The following is a 14,731-nucleotide window of genomic DNA, read 5'->3' as shown; positions in this document are numbered from 1 at the left end:
GCAGGCCTGTAAAAGCGCGCGCCGGCGAAGCGCGAGAGATGACGATGGCGCAAGCGACGTGCCGACTCGTCCGGTTCTCGCCGTGTCGTCCACTCCGGTCGCAAACGAAAAGCGCTGCTGGAACGCGGGTTGCGAACTCGACATGCGAGGCGGCAACCCGCACCAGGAGGTCGATCCGATGGTCAATCCGATGAAAATCCGCACTCTGCTCGGCGCACGCGCGGTGCCCCGGTTGGCATGCGCTGTATGCGTAACGGCGTCGCTGTTCGGCGGCATGCAGGCGCACGCACAGGGCAATTCGAATGGCGCGAATGGCGCACGCGGCGGCGGCCCGGGGCTGCCCGCAAGCGGTGTCAACGGCGTGTATCCGGCACCGATGCAGGGCGTCGAGCCGGGCGTGGCAGCGAGCGGCGCACGCGCGACGCGCACGGCGAATCGCGCGTCGCAACGGCATGCGCACACGATGTCGAAACATCCGGCGAGCGGGGCGTCGGCGGCTGTCGGCGAGTGAAAGAACCCATGACAGGACCAGTAATCATGCCATTGACACGCGGTTTGGCGCGCATGCGCGCGCAGCATCGTCGGCACGATGAACATCGCGGCGAAGTGAGCGCGTCGGCGCACGACATCGACGCCTTCGTGCTGCAGCCGAACGGCTGGGTGCCGAATAACAGCCGCCTGCCGGTGATCGTCTACCGACACGCTTTCGATGCCGATGCGCCGAAACTCGTCGAGCAGATCGAAACGCGTTTCGCGCATCACGCGTGGCCCGTGCAATGGCGCAACGGCGTGTTCGACTTTCACCATTTTCATTCGACGGCGCACGAGGTGCTGGGCGTGTTCGCGGGCGCGGCGGAAGTGATTCTCGGGGGCCCGGGCGGACGAACGGTGCGCCTTGCGGCCGGCGACGTGCTGCTGTTGCCGGCGGGCACGGGCCACTGTCTTCTGTCGCGCACGGATGCGTTTCAGGTGGCGGGCGGCTATCCCGCCGGGCAGCAGTGGGATATCCGACGCGATGCGCTCACGTCCGACGAATTGCGCGCGATGGCGGCGTTGCCGTTTCCGGCCAGCGATCCGGTTGATGGCGCAAGCGGGCCGGTGATCGAGCGTTGGGTATCGCAGGCGTAGCGCCGCCTGGCGCGCCGCTGACCGCTTGCTTCTTGCTTCTTGCCGATTTCACAGGCACGGCAGTTGCGTTTTGTTCCTCGCTCTCGCCAGGCGGCGCCACGCGCCGCGCCAATGACAATCAATAGAAGGAGGAAACCATGAACCGACGCGCCATCTCGCTTGCCGCGGCCATCGCCAACGCGGCTGTTTTCACCGGTGCGCTGGGCAGCGCGACGCTCGTGCATGCCCAGGGCGCGCCGCAATCGATCGCCGTCCAGCGCATGGCGACGGTTCAGTCCGGCACGGGCTTTCGCGCCTCCAAACTCGTCGGCTCGAATGTCTATGACAACAACGGCAGCAAGATCGGCTCGATCGACGACATCGTGCTCGAATCGCCGAACGACGGCGCATTTGCGATTTTGTCCGTCGGCGGTTTTCTAGGCATGGGCGAACATCTCGTCGCCGTGCCGTTTAACGATCTGCACATCAGCGCCAAGCAGATCGTGCTGCAAACCGACAAGGCCGCGCTCAAGGCGATGCCGGAGTTTCATTACGCGAAGGATTGAGGCTAAGGAATGGGCGCTCGACACGCCTGGCTGCGCCGCAAAAAATGTCGATAATTTATGTTATGTAAAATCACAAATTCGCGGTGAACGACGTGTTTCAAACGTCTTCCGCGCGCCTTCCAGCCTCGTCCGGCCGCCCGATTTCCGCCTCGGGCGGCCTTCGCATCGTGTGACGCGTTACGGCCGGCGGCTCAGCCCGTGCATCGCGCCCGTGCGACGAACCCGCGATTCCAGCGTCGCCTCACAGTGCGCGCAGCGTCCGAAGATCACGAGGCTCGCGCTCGTGTAGCGGAAACCGCGCGCGCCCGCGATCGTCTCGTGCTGCGACTCGAGTTCGGTATCGTCGATATCCGCGACTTCGCCGCAGTCGTTGCAGACCAGATGCGAATGACGCGTGCCGCGATTGAGTTCGTAGACGACGCGCTGCTCGCCGATCCACGCGTTCGTGATCAGACCGGCTTCGAGCAACTGCGACAGCGCCCGATACACGCTCGCCAGGCTGCATTGCTCCGTTTCCGGCGGCACGCGCCGGAAAACCTGATCGGCGGTCATGTGCTCGTTCGGAAATTCGTGGAACAGCCGAAGCACCGCGACGCGACTCGAGGTCGGACGCATACGGGCTCGCTTCAGGTCGGCATAGATCGCTCTCATCGCATCGGCACACTTTTCATACGTGGCCAATAGTCTCGATTGCCGTTGCTTAAGGCTTGCTTAAGGCCCGGTGCGTCGAAGCGATTTGCGATGAGGGGGGGCATTACACGGCTTTACCCCGCGACGCTCTCGCCGCCCTGCTTTTCGCGGAAAATCCCCGTTGAATCAATGCGATAAAGGTGGCGCGGCGAGCAATGGCGAGTGAAAAGCAAACGGCCGCGCCGGGCGCGGCGCGGCGCGGCCGTCGTCAGACGCATTCGCCGCGCTTCAGCGCGGCGGAGAAACCACCACGTACTGCACCTGCGCACCGATGTATTGCGGCTGATACCACGTCGCGCCGCACTGTTCGTAACTCGCGCCGCCGATCACGACCGCCGTGCACGACGGCGGCAGCGTGGCGACCATCGAGCCGACCACCGCGGCCGTTACGCCCACCGTCACGGCGGCAGCCACCGGATCGACGTACCAGCCGCCACCCCAATATGGCGGCGGGGGTGGAGGCGGAGGCGGCGGCCCGGGCGGATGCGGACCCGGACCAGGCTGTGGCCCCGGTCCGGGTCCGGGTCCGGGTCCGGGTCCGGGTCCGGGTCCGGGTCCGGGTCCGGGTCCGGGTCCGGGTCCGGGCGGATGAGGCTGCGGTCCCGGCCCAGGCCCGGGCGGATGAGGCTGCGGCCCTGGACCCGGCCCCGGCGGATGCGGTTGTGGCCCCGGCCCAGGATTCGGATGCGGCCCCGGCTGACCACCGTTGTGCTGCACGCCGCCGCCGTTGAATCCCGGTCGTCCATGAAACTGTCCGCCGCCGCCAAAATTGCCGCCGCCCATCGGATGAATGCTGGTTCGCGCCATCCCGCGGAACGCGAGCGCCGCCGGCGCGGCCAGCGCCATCGAGACGGCAAGACCCGCCGCAATGGCCCGTTGTGTGTGCCTGTTCATCATTCCGCCTCCTGATAAGGCGGGCGGTCCGCGGGCTTCATCTCGATCTGCCGCGCGCCCGGACGCGGGCGGAACACGAAGGTCGACGCCGCGAAAACCGGATTCAGATTCCAGTGATAAGTGACCTCGTGCCGGGGCCGCGACGGCTGCGTGGTATCGGTGATGATCATCTTGCACGGCAGCTGTCGCCGCCCTGCTTCGATCCACAGCTCCCAATCGGCGCCCGGCTGCCGGTAGGCGTAATGCGTGCAGCTGCGCGTATCGACTTTCTCCGTGCCGAGCGACTGCGCGGAGCTGATCGCGAGATCGTCGGGCTTGTCGGCGCCCCAGTAGAACAGGTCGGCGAGCGGCGTTTCGATGTGCCACGTCACGGCCAGATCGCGCACGAGTTCGTCGAGCGTCGGCGGCGCGTCGCGGCGCGCGTAGTAGCCTTTTTTCTCGTTGAAGATCGTGAAGCGATGGCCGTCGTAGACCATGCCGCGCACGTTGCCGTTACCGGTGATGTCGGCGCGCATGCGATCGGGCCGCTTCACCTTGAGCACGGTATGGCGCAGCAGCGCGGCGTTCTGGCCGTTGTCGAGCACGACGTCGGTGACCGTGTCGGCGTCCACCTGGAACGTGCGCAGCGTGCGCAGATACGCGCCCATGGCGTCGAGCGCGTCGGTGGCCTGTTCGTCGATGGCGGGCGTCTCGCTGCTACCGCCGGTTTCGCTCGTGCCCAGATCGACGAGCGGTGAAGGGACGTTCGATTGCGCCGGCACGTGTTCGCCGCCGTTGTCCTGGTGGGCGCAGCCGGCGAGCGCGAGGCCGCCGGCGAGTGCAATCGAGATCGACAACGCGAGCCAAGCAGGCGCCGCTCGCGCGATGACTCCAGGGAAGACTCTCTTGTTCACATCGTCTCCTGACTGAAAGTTCGCCGGATTCGACCGCCGGTGCAAGTCGTTGCGCGCGCAGCGACTGACGTCCTGGGTCGGCGAAACGCCGGGCCGTTGCAGGCGATGTCGCAAGCCTCTTCGTGCCTTGCGTGCCTCGCGTCTCGTATCGACGAGCTTACCAGCGGTCCGTTTCTTCGTCCCCCCAATGCGCCGCCCTCGCCCTGCGCGTCGATTTCCCGTTTGCGTTCGCTCAGTAAAAGCCCTGGTCAGGCGAGTTCCGGACGTGGGGTATCATGCGGCTCATCCATTTTTAGAACGCCGTTCTATCAGATAGAACGAAAAGAACGAGACAGCCCGATGCCCTTGTCCCGAGCTCAGGAGGAGCCCGCCATGTCCAGTTTGCCGGTCGGCGCGACGCACGAGTCGCTCCGTGAATCCGTCCCGCCCGCGAGCGCGGCGCAGATCAACGCGCGCATCGACCGCCTGCCGGCCGCGCGCGCGGTCTGGACGCTCGTCCTGCTGATCGCGACAGGCGGATGGTTCGAGTTCTACGACCTGTTCTTCACGGCCTACGTCGGGCCGGGGCTCGTCAAGAGCGGCCTTTACTCGACCACGACGGCCTCGTTCTTCGGCTTTTCGGGGCTGGGCGCGTTCGTGGCGGCCTCGTTTGCGGGGCTCTTCATCGGCACCTTCTGTTTCACCGGCCTCGCCGACCGCTATGGCCGCCGCACGATGTTCACGGCGTCGCTGCTCTGGTATTCGGCGGCCACCTGCGTGATGGCGCTGCAAACGTCCGCGCCCGCGATCAACCTCTGGCGGCTGATCGCGGGGATCGGCGTGGGCATCGAACTCGTCACCATCGACACCTACGTGAGCGAGCTGGTGCCCAAGCACATGCGCGGACGCGCGTTCGCCTTTGTGCATCTCGTGCAGTACACGGCGGTGCCGACGGTCGCACTGCTCGCGTGGTGGTTCGTGCCGCGCGCGCCGCTCGGGTTCGACGGCTGGCGCTGGGTCGTGATGTTCGGCGCGGCCGGCGCGCTGATCGCGTGGGCGATCCGCCGCAACGTGCCCGAAAGCGCGCGCTGGCTCGCGCAGCGCGGACGCCACGACGAAGCGGCGCGCGTGCTCGCGACACTCGAAGCGAAGATCGAAGCGCAGACGGGCCGCCTGCTGCCCGCGCCGCCGCTTGCGACGGAAAGCGCGACCGCCGCGCCGCCGCGCAAGGCGCGCTTCAGCGAGATCTGGCAGCCGCCGTATCGCCGCCGCACGATCACGCTGCTCGTCTTCAATCTGTTTCAGGCGATCGGCTTCTACGGTTTCGCGTCGTGGGTGCCGACGCTGCTCGTCTCCAAGGGTGTGACGATCACGCACAGCCTGCTCTACGCGTTCGTAATCGCGGCGTCGAATCCGTTCGGCCCGCTGATCGGCATGGCCATCGCCGACCGCATCGAACGCAAGACGCTCGTCGTGCTCTCCGCGCTCGCCATCGCCGTCTTCGGTTCGCTGTTCGCCATGCAGACCTCGCCCGTGATGCTGATGGTGCTCGGCGTGCTCATCACGCTCGGCGGCACGCTGCTCTCGGTCGGCTATCACGCCTACCAGGTCGAACTGTTTCCCACGCGCATGCGCGCCACGGCGGTCGGTTTCGTCTATTCGATGTCGCGGCTGTCCGCGATGTTCTCGGGCTTCATGATCGCGTTCGCGCTGCGCCATTTCGGCGTGCCGGGCGTCTTCGCCCTGATCACGGGCGCGATGGTCGCGGTGATGGCGGCCATCGGTCTGTTCGGCCCGCGCACCAACAACCGCTCGCTCGACGATATTTCCCATTGAACTGAACCAGAGGCTGGAATCACGATGTTGCCTTTAGCAGGAATCCGCGTTCTCGATCTTTCCAACGTGCTGGCCGGGCCGTTCTGCGCGTATCAGCTCGCGCTGTTCGGCGCCGACGTCACCAAGGTCGAGCATCCCGAAGGCGGCGATCTCGCGCGCCGTCTCGGCGCCGACAAAGACGCCGCCGCGCGCAACATGGGCGCGTCGTTCGTCGCCGTGAATGCGGGCAAGCGCTCGATCACGCTTAATCTCAAGGACCCGCGCGGCAAGGCGATCCTGCTCGATCTCGTGCGCGATACCGACGTGCTGGTCGAGAATTTCCGCCCCGGCGTGATGGATCGTCTCGGTTTGGGATTCGATCAGCTATCCGAAGTCAATCCGCGTCTGGTGTATTGCGCGATTTCCGGTTTCGGCGATTCCGGCGAACTGTCGCCCCGCCCCGCTTACGACCAGATCATCCAGGGCATGGCCGGCGTGATGAGCGTGACGGGCGACGCCGAAAGCGCGCCGTTGCGCGTGGGCTATCCGGTCTCCGATACGGTCGGCGGCCTGACGGCGGCGTTCGGCATCTGCGCGGCGCTCGTCGATGCGCGCACGAGCGGGCGCGGACGCCGCCTCGACGTGTCGATGCTCGAAGCGACGCTCGCGACCATGGGCTGGGTCGTGTCGAACTATCTGAACGCGAGCGTGGAGCCCGTGCCGATGGGCAACGAAAATTTCACCGCCGCGCCCTCGGGCACGTTCGCGACCGGCGACGGTCTGCTCAACATCGCGGCCAACGAAACGCGTCAGTTCGAGAGCCTGTGCGCGGTGATCGGCCGTCCCGAACTGTCGAGCGATGCGCGCTTCGCCGCGCGCCATCTGCGCAAGCAGCATCGCACCGAATTGAAGGCCGAAATCGAAGCCGCGCTCGCCGCCGACAGCGCCGCAAACTGGGAAGCGCGGCTGCTCGCGCAAGGCGTGCCGGTTGGCCGCGTGCTGTCGGTGCCGCAGATTCTCGCGCATCCGCATCTGGCGGAGCGGCAATTCGTGCGCGAATTCGCGCCGGCGAACGGCGAGGCGGCGCAGCGCGTGACGCGCGCGGGCCTGCGTCTTTCGGACGGCGACGCCGCCCCCGCCGCGCCCGCGCCCGCACTCGGCGCGCACACACGCGAAACCCTTGCACAACTCGGCTACGACGCCGCGCACATCGACGCCCTGCGCGCCGAAGGAGTCATCTGAACATGAGCACGACGAACACCGACCTCGCCGCCCTCTGCGCCGATTACTGGCGCACCTCGATCATCGACATTCATCCCGGCTCGATCGCCGTGCGCGGTTTTCCGATTCAGGAGCTGATCGGCCGCGTGAGTTTTCCGCAGATGATCTGGCTGATGCTGCGCGGCGAGCTGCCCGGCGACGACGAAGCGTCGCTGCTCGAAGCGGCGCTCGTGGCCTCGGTGGACCACGGTCCGCATGCGCCGTCGATTGCGATCTCGCGCATGGCCACGAGTTGCGGCCTGCCGCTCAACGGCGCGATGGCGTCCGCCATCAACGCGCTCGACGACGTGCACGGCGGCGCGGGTCAGCAGGCAGTGGAACTCTATGCGTCGATTGCGGCGCGGCTCGATGCGGGCGCGCCGCTCGACGAGGCCGTCGAGGCGGGCGTCGACGCCTTCGTCGCGGAAAACGGCAAGTATCTGCCGGGCTTCGGGCATCGGTTTCATCCGGTCGATCCGCGCGCCGGACGGCTGCTCGAACTCGTCGATGCGCGCGTGGAATCGGGCGCGATCAACGGTCGTTACGCGCTGATCGCGCGCGGCGTGGAAGCGCTGCTCAAGCGCCGAAAAAACAAGCCCGTGCCGATGAATATCGATGGCGTGACCGCGGTGATTTACGCGGAACTGGGCTTCGCGCCCGAACTCGCGCGCGGCGTGTTCATCCTCTCGCGCGCGGTGGGGATTCTGGCGCATGCGTGGGAGCAGCGCGGACGCGGCGAGCGCAACAAGGGGCCAATGCCGCGTCAGATCGATTACGCGTACACCGGCGCGCCGGAGCGTCATCTGCCGGCTGGCGCGCAGCCGCGCGGGGGCTGAGCTTTCGGCGTTTGAACGCGGTTTTTCGCCGCTTTTTTTGCCGTTTTACGCGCCCTGCGCGTGCGCCTGACGGGCCGCGCGCAGCGCACGCGAGTCGCCGCCCAGCGCGTCGGTGGCGCGCACGGCGCAATCGAACAACGCATCGAGATTCGTTTCCACGAACGCGCGGTCGATGCGCGAACTCGGACCCGCGAGCGTGATCACGCCGCGCAGCGCGTTCTGCACGCCGAACACGGGCATCGACACGCCCGAGGTTTCCCGATCGCGCTCGCCGATCGACATGCAATAGAAGTCGCGCCGGATCTGCTCGAACGCCTCGCCCGGTTCATGACCGAAGGCGAGCAGCGCGCGCCCGCCCGAACCGGTTTCGAGCGGCAGCACGTCGCCCTCGCGCACGTGATGGCGCACGACATGCATCGAATCCACGCGATGCAGACACACGCGCACCGCGTTGTCGCGCACATAGAACGACACGCTTTCCCCGCTTTTTTCCATGAGTTCGCGCATCAGCGGCAGCAGGATGTCGCCGAGATTCAGGCTGCGCTGATAAAGCGCGCCGAGTCCGAAGGTGGCCGGTCCGAGCTGATAGCGGCCGTCTTCGAGCCGCAGCAGCAAGCGATGCTGAATGAGCGCGCCGGCGAGGCGCAGCAGCGTGCTCTTGTAGAGCCCCGTGCGCGCCGCGAGTTCGGCGAGCGTGAGCGCCGCGTTCTGCGGGCCGTCTTCGGGACGGAAAGCGAACAGGATGGCGCACGCGCGGTCGATGACGGCGACGCCTTCTTCCTTCTTGGGCGGTTGTTCCGCGGGCATGTCGGGCGATGAAAGGCAAGCAGAGAAGCCTGAATTTTACGCGATCTCGTGCGTGATTCGGCCGCATTCGTGCCGCTTTCCTGCGATTGCTCGCGCGCTGCCTCATCGGCGATGCCTGCGGTTCGCGCGTAGCTTGACCGTCCGCAATGGCGCGTGCGCGCTCCGTCCGTAGCATCGGACGCTGATCCGGCCGGCACCGCCCCACTCGCCTTGCAGGCCCGCTTTCCGACAGCGCCGCCGAGTGGGCATCGAAAGCCGGATATCCGCTCAGGATTCCCAGGTTTCTCCACCTCACATCGCCATGAATAAATTTTTCGTCAGCGTCGCGGGTTTGCTCGCGGCCGGTTATCTCGGCCTCAGCGCCCTCGCCTGGTATCACGACACGACCTACGCGGAAGGCGCGGCCGCCCGCCCCGCCGCTTCGCCCGAAGCCGCGCGCATCCGCGATATTCTCGACCGCAACGCCTGCTACAGCTGTCATTCGACAAAAGCGGTGCTGCCGCCTTATGCGTCGCTGCCCGGCATCAAGCAGATCGCGCAGTTCGATACCGAAAGAGGCCAGCGCTATTTCCGGCTCGATACGTTGTATGCCGCGTTGCACGATGGCGCGAAACCTGGCGAAGCCGATCTCGCCAAACTCGAACGCGTCGCGCAAAACGACACCATGCCGCCCGCGCGCTTTCGCGCCGTGCACTGGGGAACCGGCTTGAGCGCTGGCGACCGGCATACGCTGCTCGACTGGATCGCGCACGAACGCAAGCGCTGGTATGCGACGCCCGGCGTCGCGGCGGCGTTCGAGAACGACGCGGTGCAGCCGCTGCCGCACACATTGCGCGCCGATCCGCGCAAGGTCGCGCTCGGCATGAGGCTGTTTCACGATCCGCGTCTGTCCGCCGACAACACGATTTCCTGCGCCAGTTGCCATGCGCTCGGGACCGGCGGCGTGGACAACAGAAAACTCTCGCTTGGCGTGGGCGGCCAATTGGGCAGTGTGAACGCGCCGACGGTGTTCAACGCGGCGCTCAATCACGCGCAGTTCTGGGACGGCCGCGCCGCGACCTTGCAGGAACAGGCGGGCGGACCGCCGCTGAATCCGGTGGAAATGGCTTCGGTGTCGTGGGAGCAGATCGTCGGCAAATTGCAGGCCGATCCGGCGCTCGTCGAGACCTTCGCGCAGATCTATCCTGACGGCATCAGCGGCCCGGCCATCACCGACGCGATCGCCGAATTCGAAAAGACGCTGCTGACGCCGAGCCGCGTCGACGCCTATCTGCGCGGCGACGCACGCGCCTTGAACAGCGACGAGGCGCACGGTTATCAGCTATTCAAGTCGATGGGCTGCGCGACCTGTCACGTCGGCGCGAATCTGGGCGGCCAGTCGTTCGAGCGGATGGGCCGCGCGGGCGACTGGTTTGCGGCGCGCGGTGGCGCGCTCACCGAAGCCGACAACGGCCGCGCCAACGTCACGCACGATCCGCACGACGTGCAGGCGTTCAAGGTACCGGGGCTGCGCAATGTGGCGCTCACCGCGCCGTACTTTCACGACGGCAGCGTGAGCGATCTGCGCGAGGCAGTGAAGCAGATGGCGCAATACCAGTTGGGCACTGCGCCATCGGACGCCGACGTCGATGCGCTGGTCGCGTTTTTGAGCGCGCTCAGCGGCACTTATACGCCCTCGCCCGCGCTGGCCGCGCAGCCGTGAAGCGATATCGACGCGCGCCCTACCTGGCGTGCGTCACCGAGGCGCGCATCGTCACGCTTACGTTGAAGCTGCGCTCGATGTCCCACTCCGTGCCGTAGCACTGGTTGATCAGCCAGCGCACGGCATTGCGCGTCAGCTCGGCGGTCGGAATATGCACCGACGTCAGCGCAGGCGCCATGTAAGCCGCGGAATAGTCGTCGTCGTAGCCGATCACGGAGACGTCGCGCGGCACCGAGATGCCCGCGTGCTGCAGGCGCGCGAGCGCCGACATCGCCATCGTGTCGTTCGCGCAGAAGAGGCCCGTGAAGCGGCGCTTCGATTCGAGCAGCCGCCCCGCTGCCGCATAACCGCCCTCGGGCGAGAAGTCGGACATGATGAGCGGCACGCGCTCGCGTTCGATGCCATGGCGCGCGAGTTCGGCGAAGAAGCCGTCCAGACGCGCCTGATTGTCCGATGAACTGGCCGTGCCGCCGATCGCCGCAATCTCGCGATGGCCGTGCTCGATCAGCGTGCGCGCGGCCAGTTCGCCGCCGTGAAAGTGGTCCGCGCAGAACGAGGCTTCGGGAAAGTGCGCGAAGGCGCGATTGAGGAAGGCCATGCGCGGATGCAGCGCGTGCAGCATGCCCAGATCCTCGTCGTGCAGATCGTGGCTGATGACCACCACGCCGTCGCAATCGCGCCCGATCAGAAAGCGCACGGCCTCGATCGCCTGCTCGCGCGGCGACGCTTCGCCGCAGCCCGTCGCCACCACCACGTGACGGCGCACCGCGCGCAGTTCGGTGTCGGTCTCCTTGAGGATCGTGCCGTAGTACGAGCCGAAGAAGGTCGGCACGAAAATGCCGATGATGCCGAGCGACTGCGTCGCCATCGCCCGGCCGATCGACGACGGCCGGAAGTTCAGTTGTTCGATGGCGGCCTGCACGCGCGCCGCCGCGTCCGCCGACACCGGGCCCTTGCCGGAAATCGCCCGCGAGGCGGTGGAAAGTCCCACGCCGGCCAGCGTTGCCACGTCTTTCAGGGTTGCCACTTCTCGTACGTCCCTCGGTTTTATTGTCGTTGCGCGATCTGTGTACGACGTCGCGCGCTGTATCAGCACGGCCAAATTTTTACCACGTTCTTACTGACTTCCGAGCGTGCTTTTTTGGTGCATTGATCGGAGGAATAGCAGACCTTTCGCGGCCGCTCAAACGCGCTCGCCGCTCGCTTCGTCGAACAGCGAAACATGCGCCGCGTCGATGCTGAATGGCACGTGCGCGCCGCTCGCGAGCGGCGTTTTGTCCTGATCGATCGAAGCGATCTGCGCACCGTGATAGTCGAGCCACAGCACGCGATGATTGCCCATCGGTTCGACCAGCGTGACGCTGCCCTGATGCGCGCCTTCGCTGCCCGGCGCGCCGAGGCGCGTGGCGTGCACGTCTTCCGGCCGCACGCCGAGCACACAGGGTTGCGCGAGATCGGGCGCGCCCTTGAACGCGTAGTTCGTCACGTCCACGTCGAGCTGCGCGCCGCGAAACCAGAGCTTGCCTTCATTGGCTTCGAGCTTGCCTTTCAACAGGTTCATCGGCGGCGTGCCGAGGAACGTCGCCACGAACAGATTCTCGGGCCGCGCGTAGACCTCGGCGGGCGTGCCGAACTGCTGGATCACGCCGCCCTTCATCACGGCCATGCGCGTGGCGAGCGTCATCGCTTCGACCTGGTCGTGCGTCACGTAGATCATCGTCGCGCCCAGTTGCTGATGCAGTTGCTTGAGCTCGCGACGCAGTTCGGTGCGCAGCTTGGCGTCGAGATTCGAGAGCGGTTCGTCGAACAGGAACACGTCGGCTTCGCGCACCAGCGCGCGGCCGATCGCCACGCGCTGACGCTGACCGCCGGACAGTTGAGCGGGTTTGCGCGCAAGCAGCGGCCCGAGTTGCAGCATGTCGGCGGCGCGCTTCACGCGGCGCTCGATTTCCGGCTTCGGCGTGCCGTTGATACGAAGCGCGAACGACATGTTGCGCTCGACATTCATGGTCGGGTACAGCGCGTAGGACTGGAACACCAGCGCCACGCCGCGATCCTTCGGGTCGGCCCAGGTCATGTCTTCGCCGCCGATCTCGATGCTGCCGTCGCTCACGTCGATCAGCCCGGCGATGCTGTGCAGCAAGGTGGATTTGCCGCAGCCCGACGGCCCCAGCAGCACCACGAATTCGCCGGCGCGCACGTCGAGGTCGAGGTCGTCGATCACCGTGTTCGCGCCCAGATCGATGCGCAGCTTGCGCACTGAGACGTTTGCCAGATTCGTCATTGTGTGTCTCCGCTTTTAGCCTTTCACCGCGCCCGACGCGATGCCGCGCACGAACCAGCGCCCCGACACGAAATAGATCGCGAGCGGCACCAGCGAGGTCAGGATCGTCGCGGCCATGTTGACGTTGTAGAGCCGCTCGCCCGTGGTGGTGTTGATGATGTTGTTCAGTTGCACCGTCATCGGCAGATTCTTCGTGCCCGCGAACACGAGGCCGAGAATGTAGTCGTTCCAGATGCCCGTCACTTGCATGATGATCGCGACCACGATGATCGGCACCGACATCGGCAGCATCAGTTGCACGAAGATGCGCCAGAAGCCGCCGCCGTCGATACGCGCCGCCTTGAACAGTTCCTGCGGCAGCGACACGTAGTAGTTGCGGAACAGCAGCGTCATCACCGGCATGCCGAAGACCGTGTGAATCAGCACGATGCCGGGCAGCGAGCTGAACAGATGCACGGTGGCCAGCACGCGCACGAGCGGATAGACCATCACCTGCACCGGAATGAACGCGCCCGCGAGCAGCACGGCGAACAGCACGCCCGCACCGCGCGGTTTCCAGAACGACAGCGCGTAGCCGTTCACGGCGCCCACGGCGATCGAGATGATCGTGCTCGGCACCACGATGCGCACCGAGTTCCAGAAGCCCACGCGGATGCCCGCGCATTCGAGCCCCGTGCAGGCCGACGCCCACGCGTCCTGCCACGGCGCGAACGTGAGGTGACGCGGCAGCGCGAGCAGATGTCCCATGCGGATCTCGTCCATCGGCTTCACCGAGGTCACGAGCATCACGTAGAGCGGCAACAGGAAAAACAGCGCGGCGATGATGAGAAAGCCGTAGACGCCCAGCCGCGCGGGCGTGAAGCGGCTGCGCTTCGGCTTGCCTTTCGAGGCGCCCGGCGTGCGCCGGATAACGGGCGGAATGGGCCGAATGGCGCCCGACGGTTCGGTCAGCGGCGCGCTCATGCTCGTTCTCCTTTGCGTGCCGCGCGGCTTTTCGCGTAGAGCACCGGCGCGAGGATCGCGAGTACGGTGGCGAGCAGCACGATCGAGGCCGCCGAGGCGAGCCCGATGTTGGCGCGGTTGAACAGATAATCCATCACGAATTTGCCGGGCACTTCGCTCGCGGTGCCGGGACCGCCTTGCGTCATTGCCACGACGGCGTCGTAGAGCTTTACCACCATCACGAACAGCAGCACGAAGGCGGTCGACATCGAGGTCTTCAGCATCGGCACGACGATGCTCGCGTAGACGCGCCAGCGCGGAATGCCGTCGAGGCGCGCGGCCTTCCAGATCTCGTCGTCGATGCTGCGCAGGCCCGAGAGCATCAGCGCCATCACGAGGCCCGAGGCTTGCCACACGGTCGCGATCACGAGCGTGTAGATCACGAACTGCTGCGAGACGATCCAGTCGAAATGCGCGTGCGTGAAGCCCATGTGCCGCAGCACGGCCTGCACGCCGAGTTCCGGATTCAGGATCCACTGCCAGACGAGACCGGTCGCGACGAACGACATCGCATACGGATAGAGAAAAATCGTGCGCAGCGCGCCTTCGGCGGCCACGCGCTGATCGATGAAGATCGCCAGCAGCAGACCGATCACGAGACACGCCACGACGAAGCACACGCCGTAAATCGCGAGGTTTTGCAACGAGACGATCCAGCGTTCGGTTTCGAACAGCCGCACGTATTGCGTGAAGCCCGCGAAGGTGTTCGTCGGCAACGAGCGCGAATAGCTCACCGAAACGCGCGCGGTCCACAGCATCGTGCCGAGATACGCGAACACGACGGTGAGCGCCATGGGCAGCAACGCGATCCATGCGGCGAGCGACAGCCGCCGCCGCATGGGGCGCGCTGCACGCGCCTGCCGTTTAGCCTGATCCAGCTTGAGCGCGTACATAAG

The 14,731-nt window shown here is 66.2% G+C and carries 15 protein-coding genes; 7 read left to right on the top strand and 8 right to left on the bottom strand.

All coding sequences use genetic code 11. The features are described from left to right. Positions 1-58: 58 nt before the first annotated feature. From BMY06_RS16160 to BMY06_RS16150, 3 genes are all read left to right on the top strand, one after another. Positions 59-511: a hypothetical protein gene (locus BMY06_RS16160; RefSeq protein ID WP_124263263.1), complete on the top strand. Its 453-nt coding sequence runs from the start codon at positions 59-61 to the stop codon at positions 509-511. A 26-nt stretch (positions 512-537) separates the two neighbouring features. Continuing rightward, positions 538-1,128: a cupin domain-containing protein gene (locus tag BMY06_RS16155; RefSeq protein WP_373681704.1), complete on the top strand. Its 591-nt coding sequence runs from the start codon at positions 538-540 to the stop codon at positions 1,126-1,128. 137 nt (positions 1,129-1,265) lie between these two features. Continuing rightward, complete coding sequence (locus tag BMY06_RS16150) at positions 1,266-1,673, top strand: PRC-barrel domain-containing protein (protein WP_065065502.1); 408 nt, start codon at positions 1,266-1,268, stop codon at positions 1,671-1,673. A gap of 177 nt (positions 1,674-1,850) precedes the next feature. On the opposite strand, the gene BMY06_RS16145 is transcribed toward BMY06_RS16150, so the two are convergent. The 3 genes from BMY06_RS16145 to BMY06_RS16130 form a co-directional block, all read right to left on the bottom strand. Continuing rightward, complete coding sequence (locus BMY06_RS16145) at positions 1,851-2,288, bottom strand: Fur family transcriptional regulator (protein ID WP_231957394.1); 438 nt, start codon at positions 2,286-2,288, stop codon at positions 1,851-1,853. A gap of 303 nt (positions 2,289-2,591) precedes the next feature. After that, the gene (locus tag BMY06_RS16140; protein WP_065057472.1) at positions 2,592-2,777 is read right to left on the bottom strand and encodes a DUF6515 family protein; all 186 of its coding nucleotides are present in this window, start codon (positions 2,775-2,777) and stop codon (positions 2,592-2,594) included. 479 nt (positions 2,778-3,256) lie between these two features. Continuing rightward, entirely contained in the window at positions 3,257-4,150 is an 894-nt protein-coding gene (locus tag BMY06_RS16130) for a DUF2092 domain-containing protein (RefSeq protein ID WP_124263262.1), read from the bottom strand. 372 nt (positions 4,151-4,522) lie between these two features. Between BMY06_RS16130 and BMY06_RS16125 the strand changes: the two genes are divergently transcribed. Genes BMY06_RS16125 through BMY06_RS16115 form a run of 3 tightly spaced genes read left to right on the top strand, consistent with a single transcriptional unit; the run spans position 4,523 to position 8,040 of the window. After that, the gene (locus BMY06_RS16125; RefSeq protein WP_065057469.1) at positions 4,523-5,965 is read left to right on the top strand and encodes an MFS transporter; all 1,443 of its coding nucleotides are present in this window, start codon (positions 4,523-4,525) and stop codon (positions 5,963-5,965) included. 24 nt (positions 5,966-5,989) lie between these two features. Next, the gene (locus BMY06_RS16120; protein ID WP_074984130.1) at positions 5,990-7,186 is read left to right on the top strand and encodes a CaiB/BaiF CoA transferase family protein; all 1,197 of its coding nucleotides are present in this window, start codon (positions 5,990-5,992) and stop codon (positions 7,184-7,186) included. Positions 7,187-7,188: 2 nt separating this feature from the next. Continuing rightward, on the top strand, positions 7,189-8,040 hold the full coding sequence (locus BMY06_RS16115) for a citryl-CoA lyase (protein ID WP_074984128.1): 852 nt from the start codon (positions 7,189-7,191) through the stop codon (positions 8,038-8,040). Between the two features lie 45 nt (positions 8,041-8,085). Here BMY06_RS16115 and BMY06_RS16110 read toward each other — a convergent pair whose 3' ends face one another. Next, positions 8,086-8,847 (bottom strand): IclR family transcriptional regulator, encoded by a 762-nt coding sequence (locus BMY06_RS16110; protein WP_065057466.1) that lies wholly within the window; start codon positions 8,845-8,847, stop codon positions 8,086-8,088. A gap of 301 nt (positions 8,848-9,148) precedes the next feature. Between BMY06_RS16110 and BMY06_RS16105 the strand changes: the two genes are divergently transcribed. Then, positions 9,149-10,549 (top strand): cytochrome c peroxidase, encoded by a 1,401-nt coding sequence (locus BMY06_RS16105; protein ID WP_074984126.1) that lies wholly within the window; start codon positions 9,149-9,151, stop codon positions 10,547-10,549. 19 nt (positions 10,550-10,568) lie between these two features. Here the strand turns inward: BMY06_RS16105 and BMY06_RS16100 are convergent, their stop codons facing one another. From BMY06_RS16100 to BMY06_RS16085, 4 genes are all read right to left on the bottom strand, one after another. Next, entirely contained in the window at positions 10,569-11,576 is a 1,008-nt protein-coding gene (locus BMY06_RS16100; protein ID WP_065057464.1) for a LacI family DNA-binding transcriptional regulator, read from the bottom strand. Between the two features lie 156 nt (positions 11,577-11,732). Continuing rightward, positions 11,733-12,833: an ABC transporter ATP-binding protein gene (locus BMY06_RS16095; RefSeq protein WP_074984125.1), complete on the bottom strand. Its 1,101-nt coding sequence runs from the start codon at positions 12,831-12,833 to the stop codon at positions 11,733-11,735. Positions 12,834-12,848: 15 nt separating this feature from the next. Further along, on the bottom strand, positions 12,849-13,796 hold the full coding sequence (locus tag BMY06_RS16090) for a carbohydrate ABC transporter permease (RefSeq protein ID WP_080180155.1): 948 nt from the start codon (positions 13,794-13,796) through the stop codon (positions 12,849-12,851). Next, positions 13,793-14,728, bottom strand: coding sequence for a carbohydrate ABC transporter permease (locus BMY06_RS16085; protein ID WP_065057462.1), 936 nt, complete (start codon positions 14,726-14,728; stop codon positions 13,793-13,795). Before BMY06_RS16085 ends, BMY06_RS16090 begins: the two co-directional genes overlap by 4 nt. Positions 14,729-14,731 lie beyond the last annotated feature (3 nt).

The sequence above is a fragment of the Paraburkholderia tropica genome (genome assembly GCF_900109265.1).
GTDB classification, from domain to species: domain Bacteria; phylum Pseudomonadota; class Gammaproteobacteria; order Burkholderiales; family Burkholderiaceae; genus Paraburkholderia; species Paraburkholderia tropica.
Note: the sequence above shows the minus strand (reverse complement) of the source record. Positions and strands in the feature narration are given on the sequence as shown.

What these genes read in the sequence shown, in the direction of transcription:
- BMY06_RS16120 (WP_074984130.1), top strand. Translation starts at nt 5,990, where the DNA reads ATGTTGCCTTTAGCAGGAATCCGCGTTCTCGATCTTTCCAACGTGCTG.
- BMY06_RS16095 (WP_074984125.1), bottom strand. Translation starts at nt 12,833, where the DNA reads ATGACGAATCTGGCAAACGTCTCAGTGCGCAAGCTGCGCATCGATCTG.
- BMY06_RS16115 (WP_074984128.1), top strand. Translation starts at nt 7,189, where the DNA reads ATGAGCACGACGAACACCGACCTCGCCGCCCTCTGCGCCGATTACTGG.
- BMY06_RS16150 (WP_065065502.1), top strand. Translation starts at nt 1,266, where the DNA reads ATGAACCGACGCGCCATCTCGCTTGCCGCGGCCATCGCCAACGCGGCT.
- BMY06_RS16145 (WP_231957394.1), bottom strand. Translation starts at nt 2,288, where the DNA reads ATGCGTCCGACCTCGAGTCGCGTCGCGGTGCTTCGGCTGTTCCACGAA.
- BMY06_RS16085 (WP_065057462.1), bottom strand. Translation starts at nt 14,728, where the DNA reads ATGTACGCGCTCAAGCTGGATCAGGCTAAACGGCAGGCGCGTGCAGCG.
- BMY06_RS16110 (WP_065057466.1), bottom strand. Translation starts at nt 8,847, where the DNA reads ATGCCCGCGGAACAACCGCCCAAGAAGGAAGAAGGCGTCGCCGTCATC.
- BMY06_RS16105 (WP_074984126.1), top strand. Translation starts at nt 9,149, where the DNA reads ATGAATAAATTTTTCGTCAGCGTCGCGGGTTTGCTCGCGGCCGGTTAT.
- BMY06_RS16090 (WP_080180155.1), bottom strand. Translation starts at nt 13,796, where the DNA reads ATGAGCGCGCCGCTGACCGAACCGTCGGGCGCCATTCGGCCCATTCCG.
- BMY06_RS16155 (WP_373681704.1), top strand. Translation starts at nt 538, where the DNA reads ATGCCATTGACACGCGGTTTGGCGCGCATGCGCGCGCAGCATCGTCGG.
- BMY06_RS16125 (WP_065057469.1), top strand. Translation starts at nt 4,523, where the DNA reads ATGTCCAGTTTGCCGGTCGGCGCGACGCACGAGTCGCTCCGTGAATCC.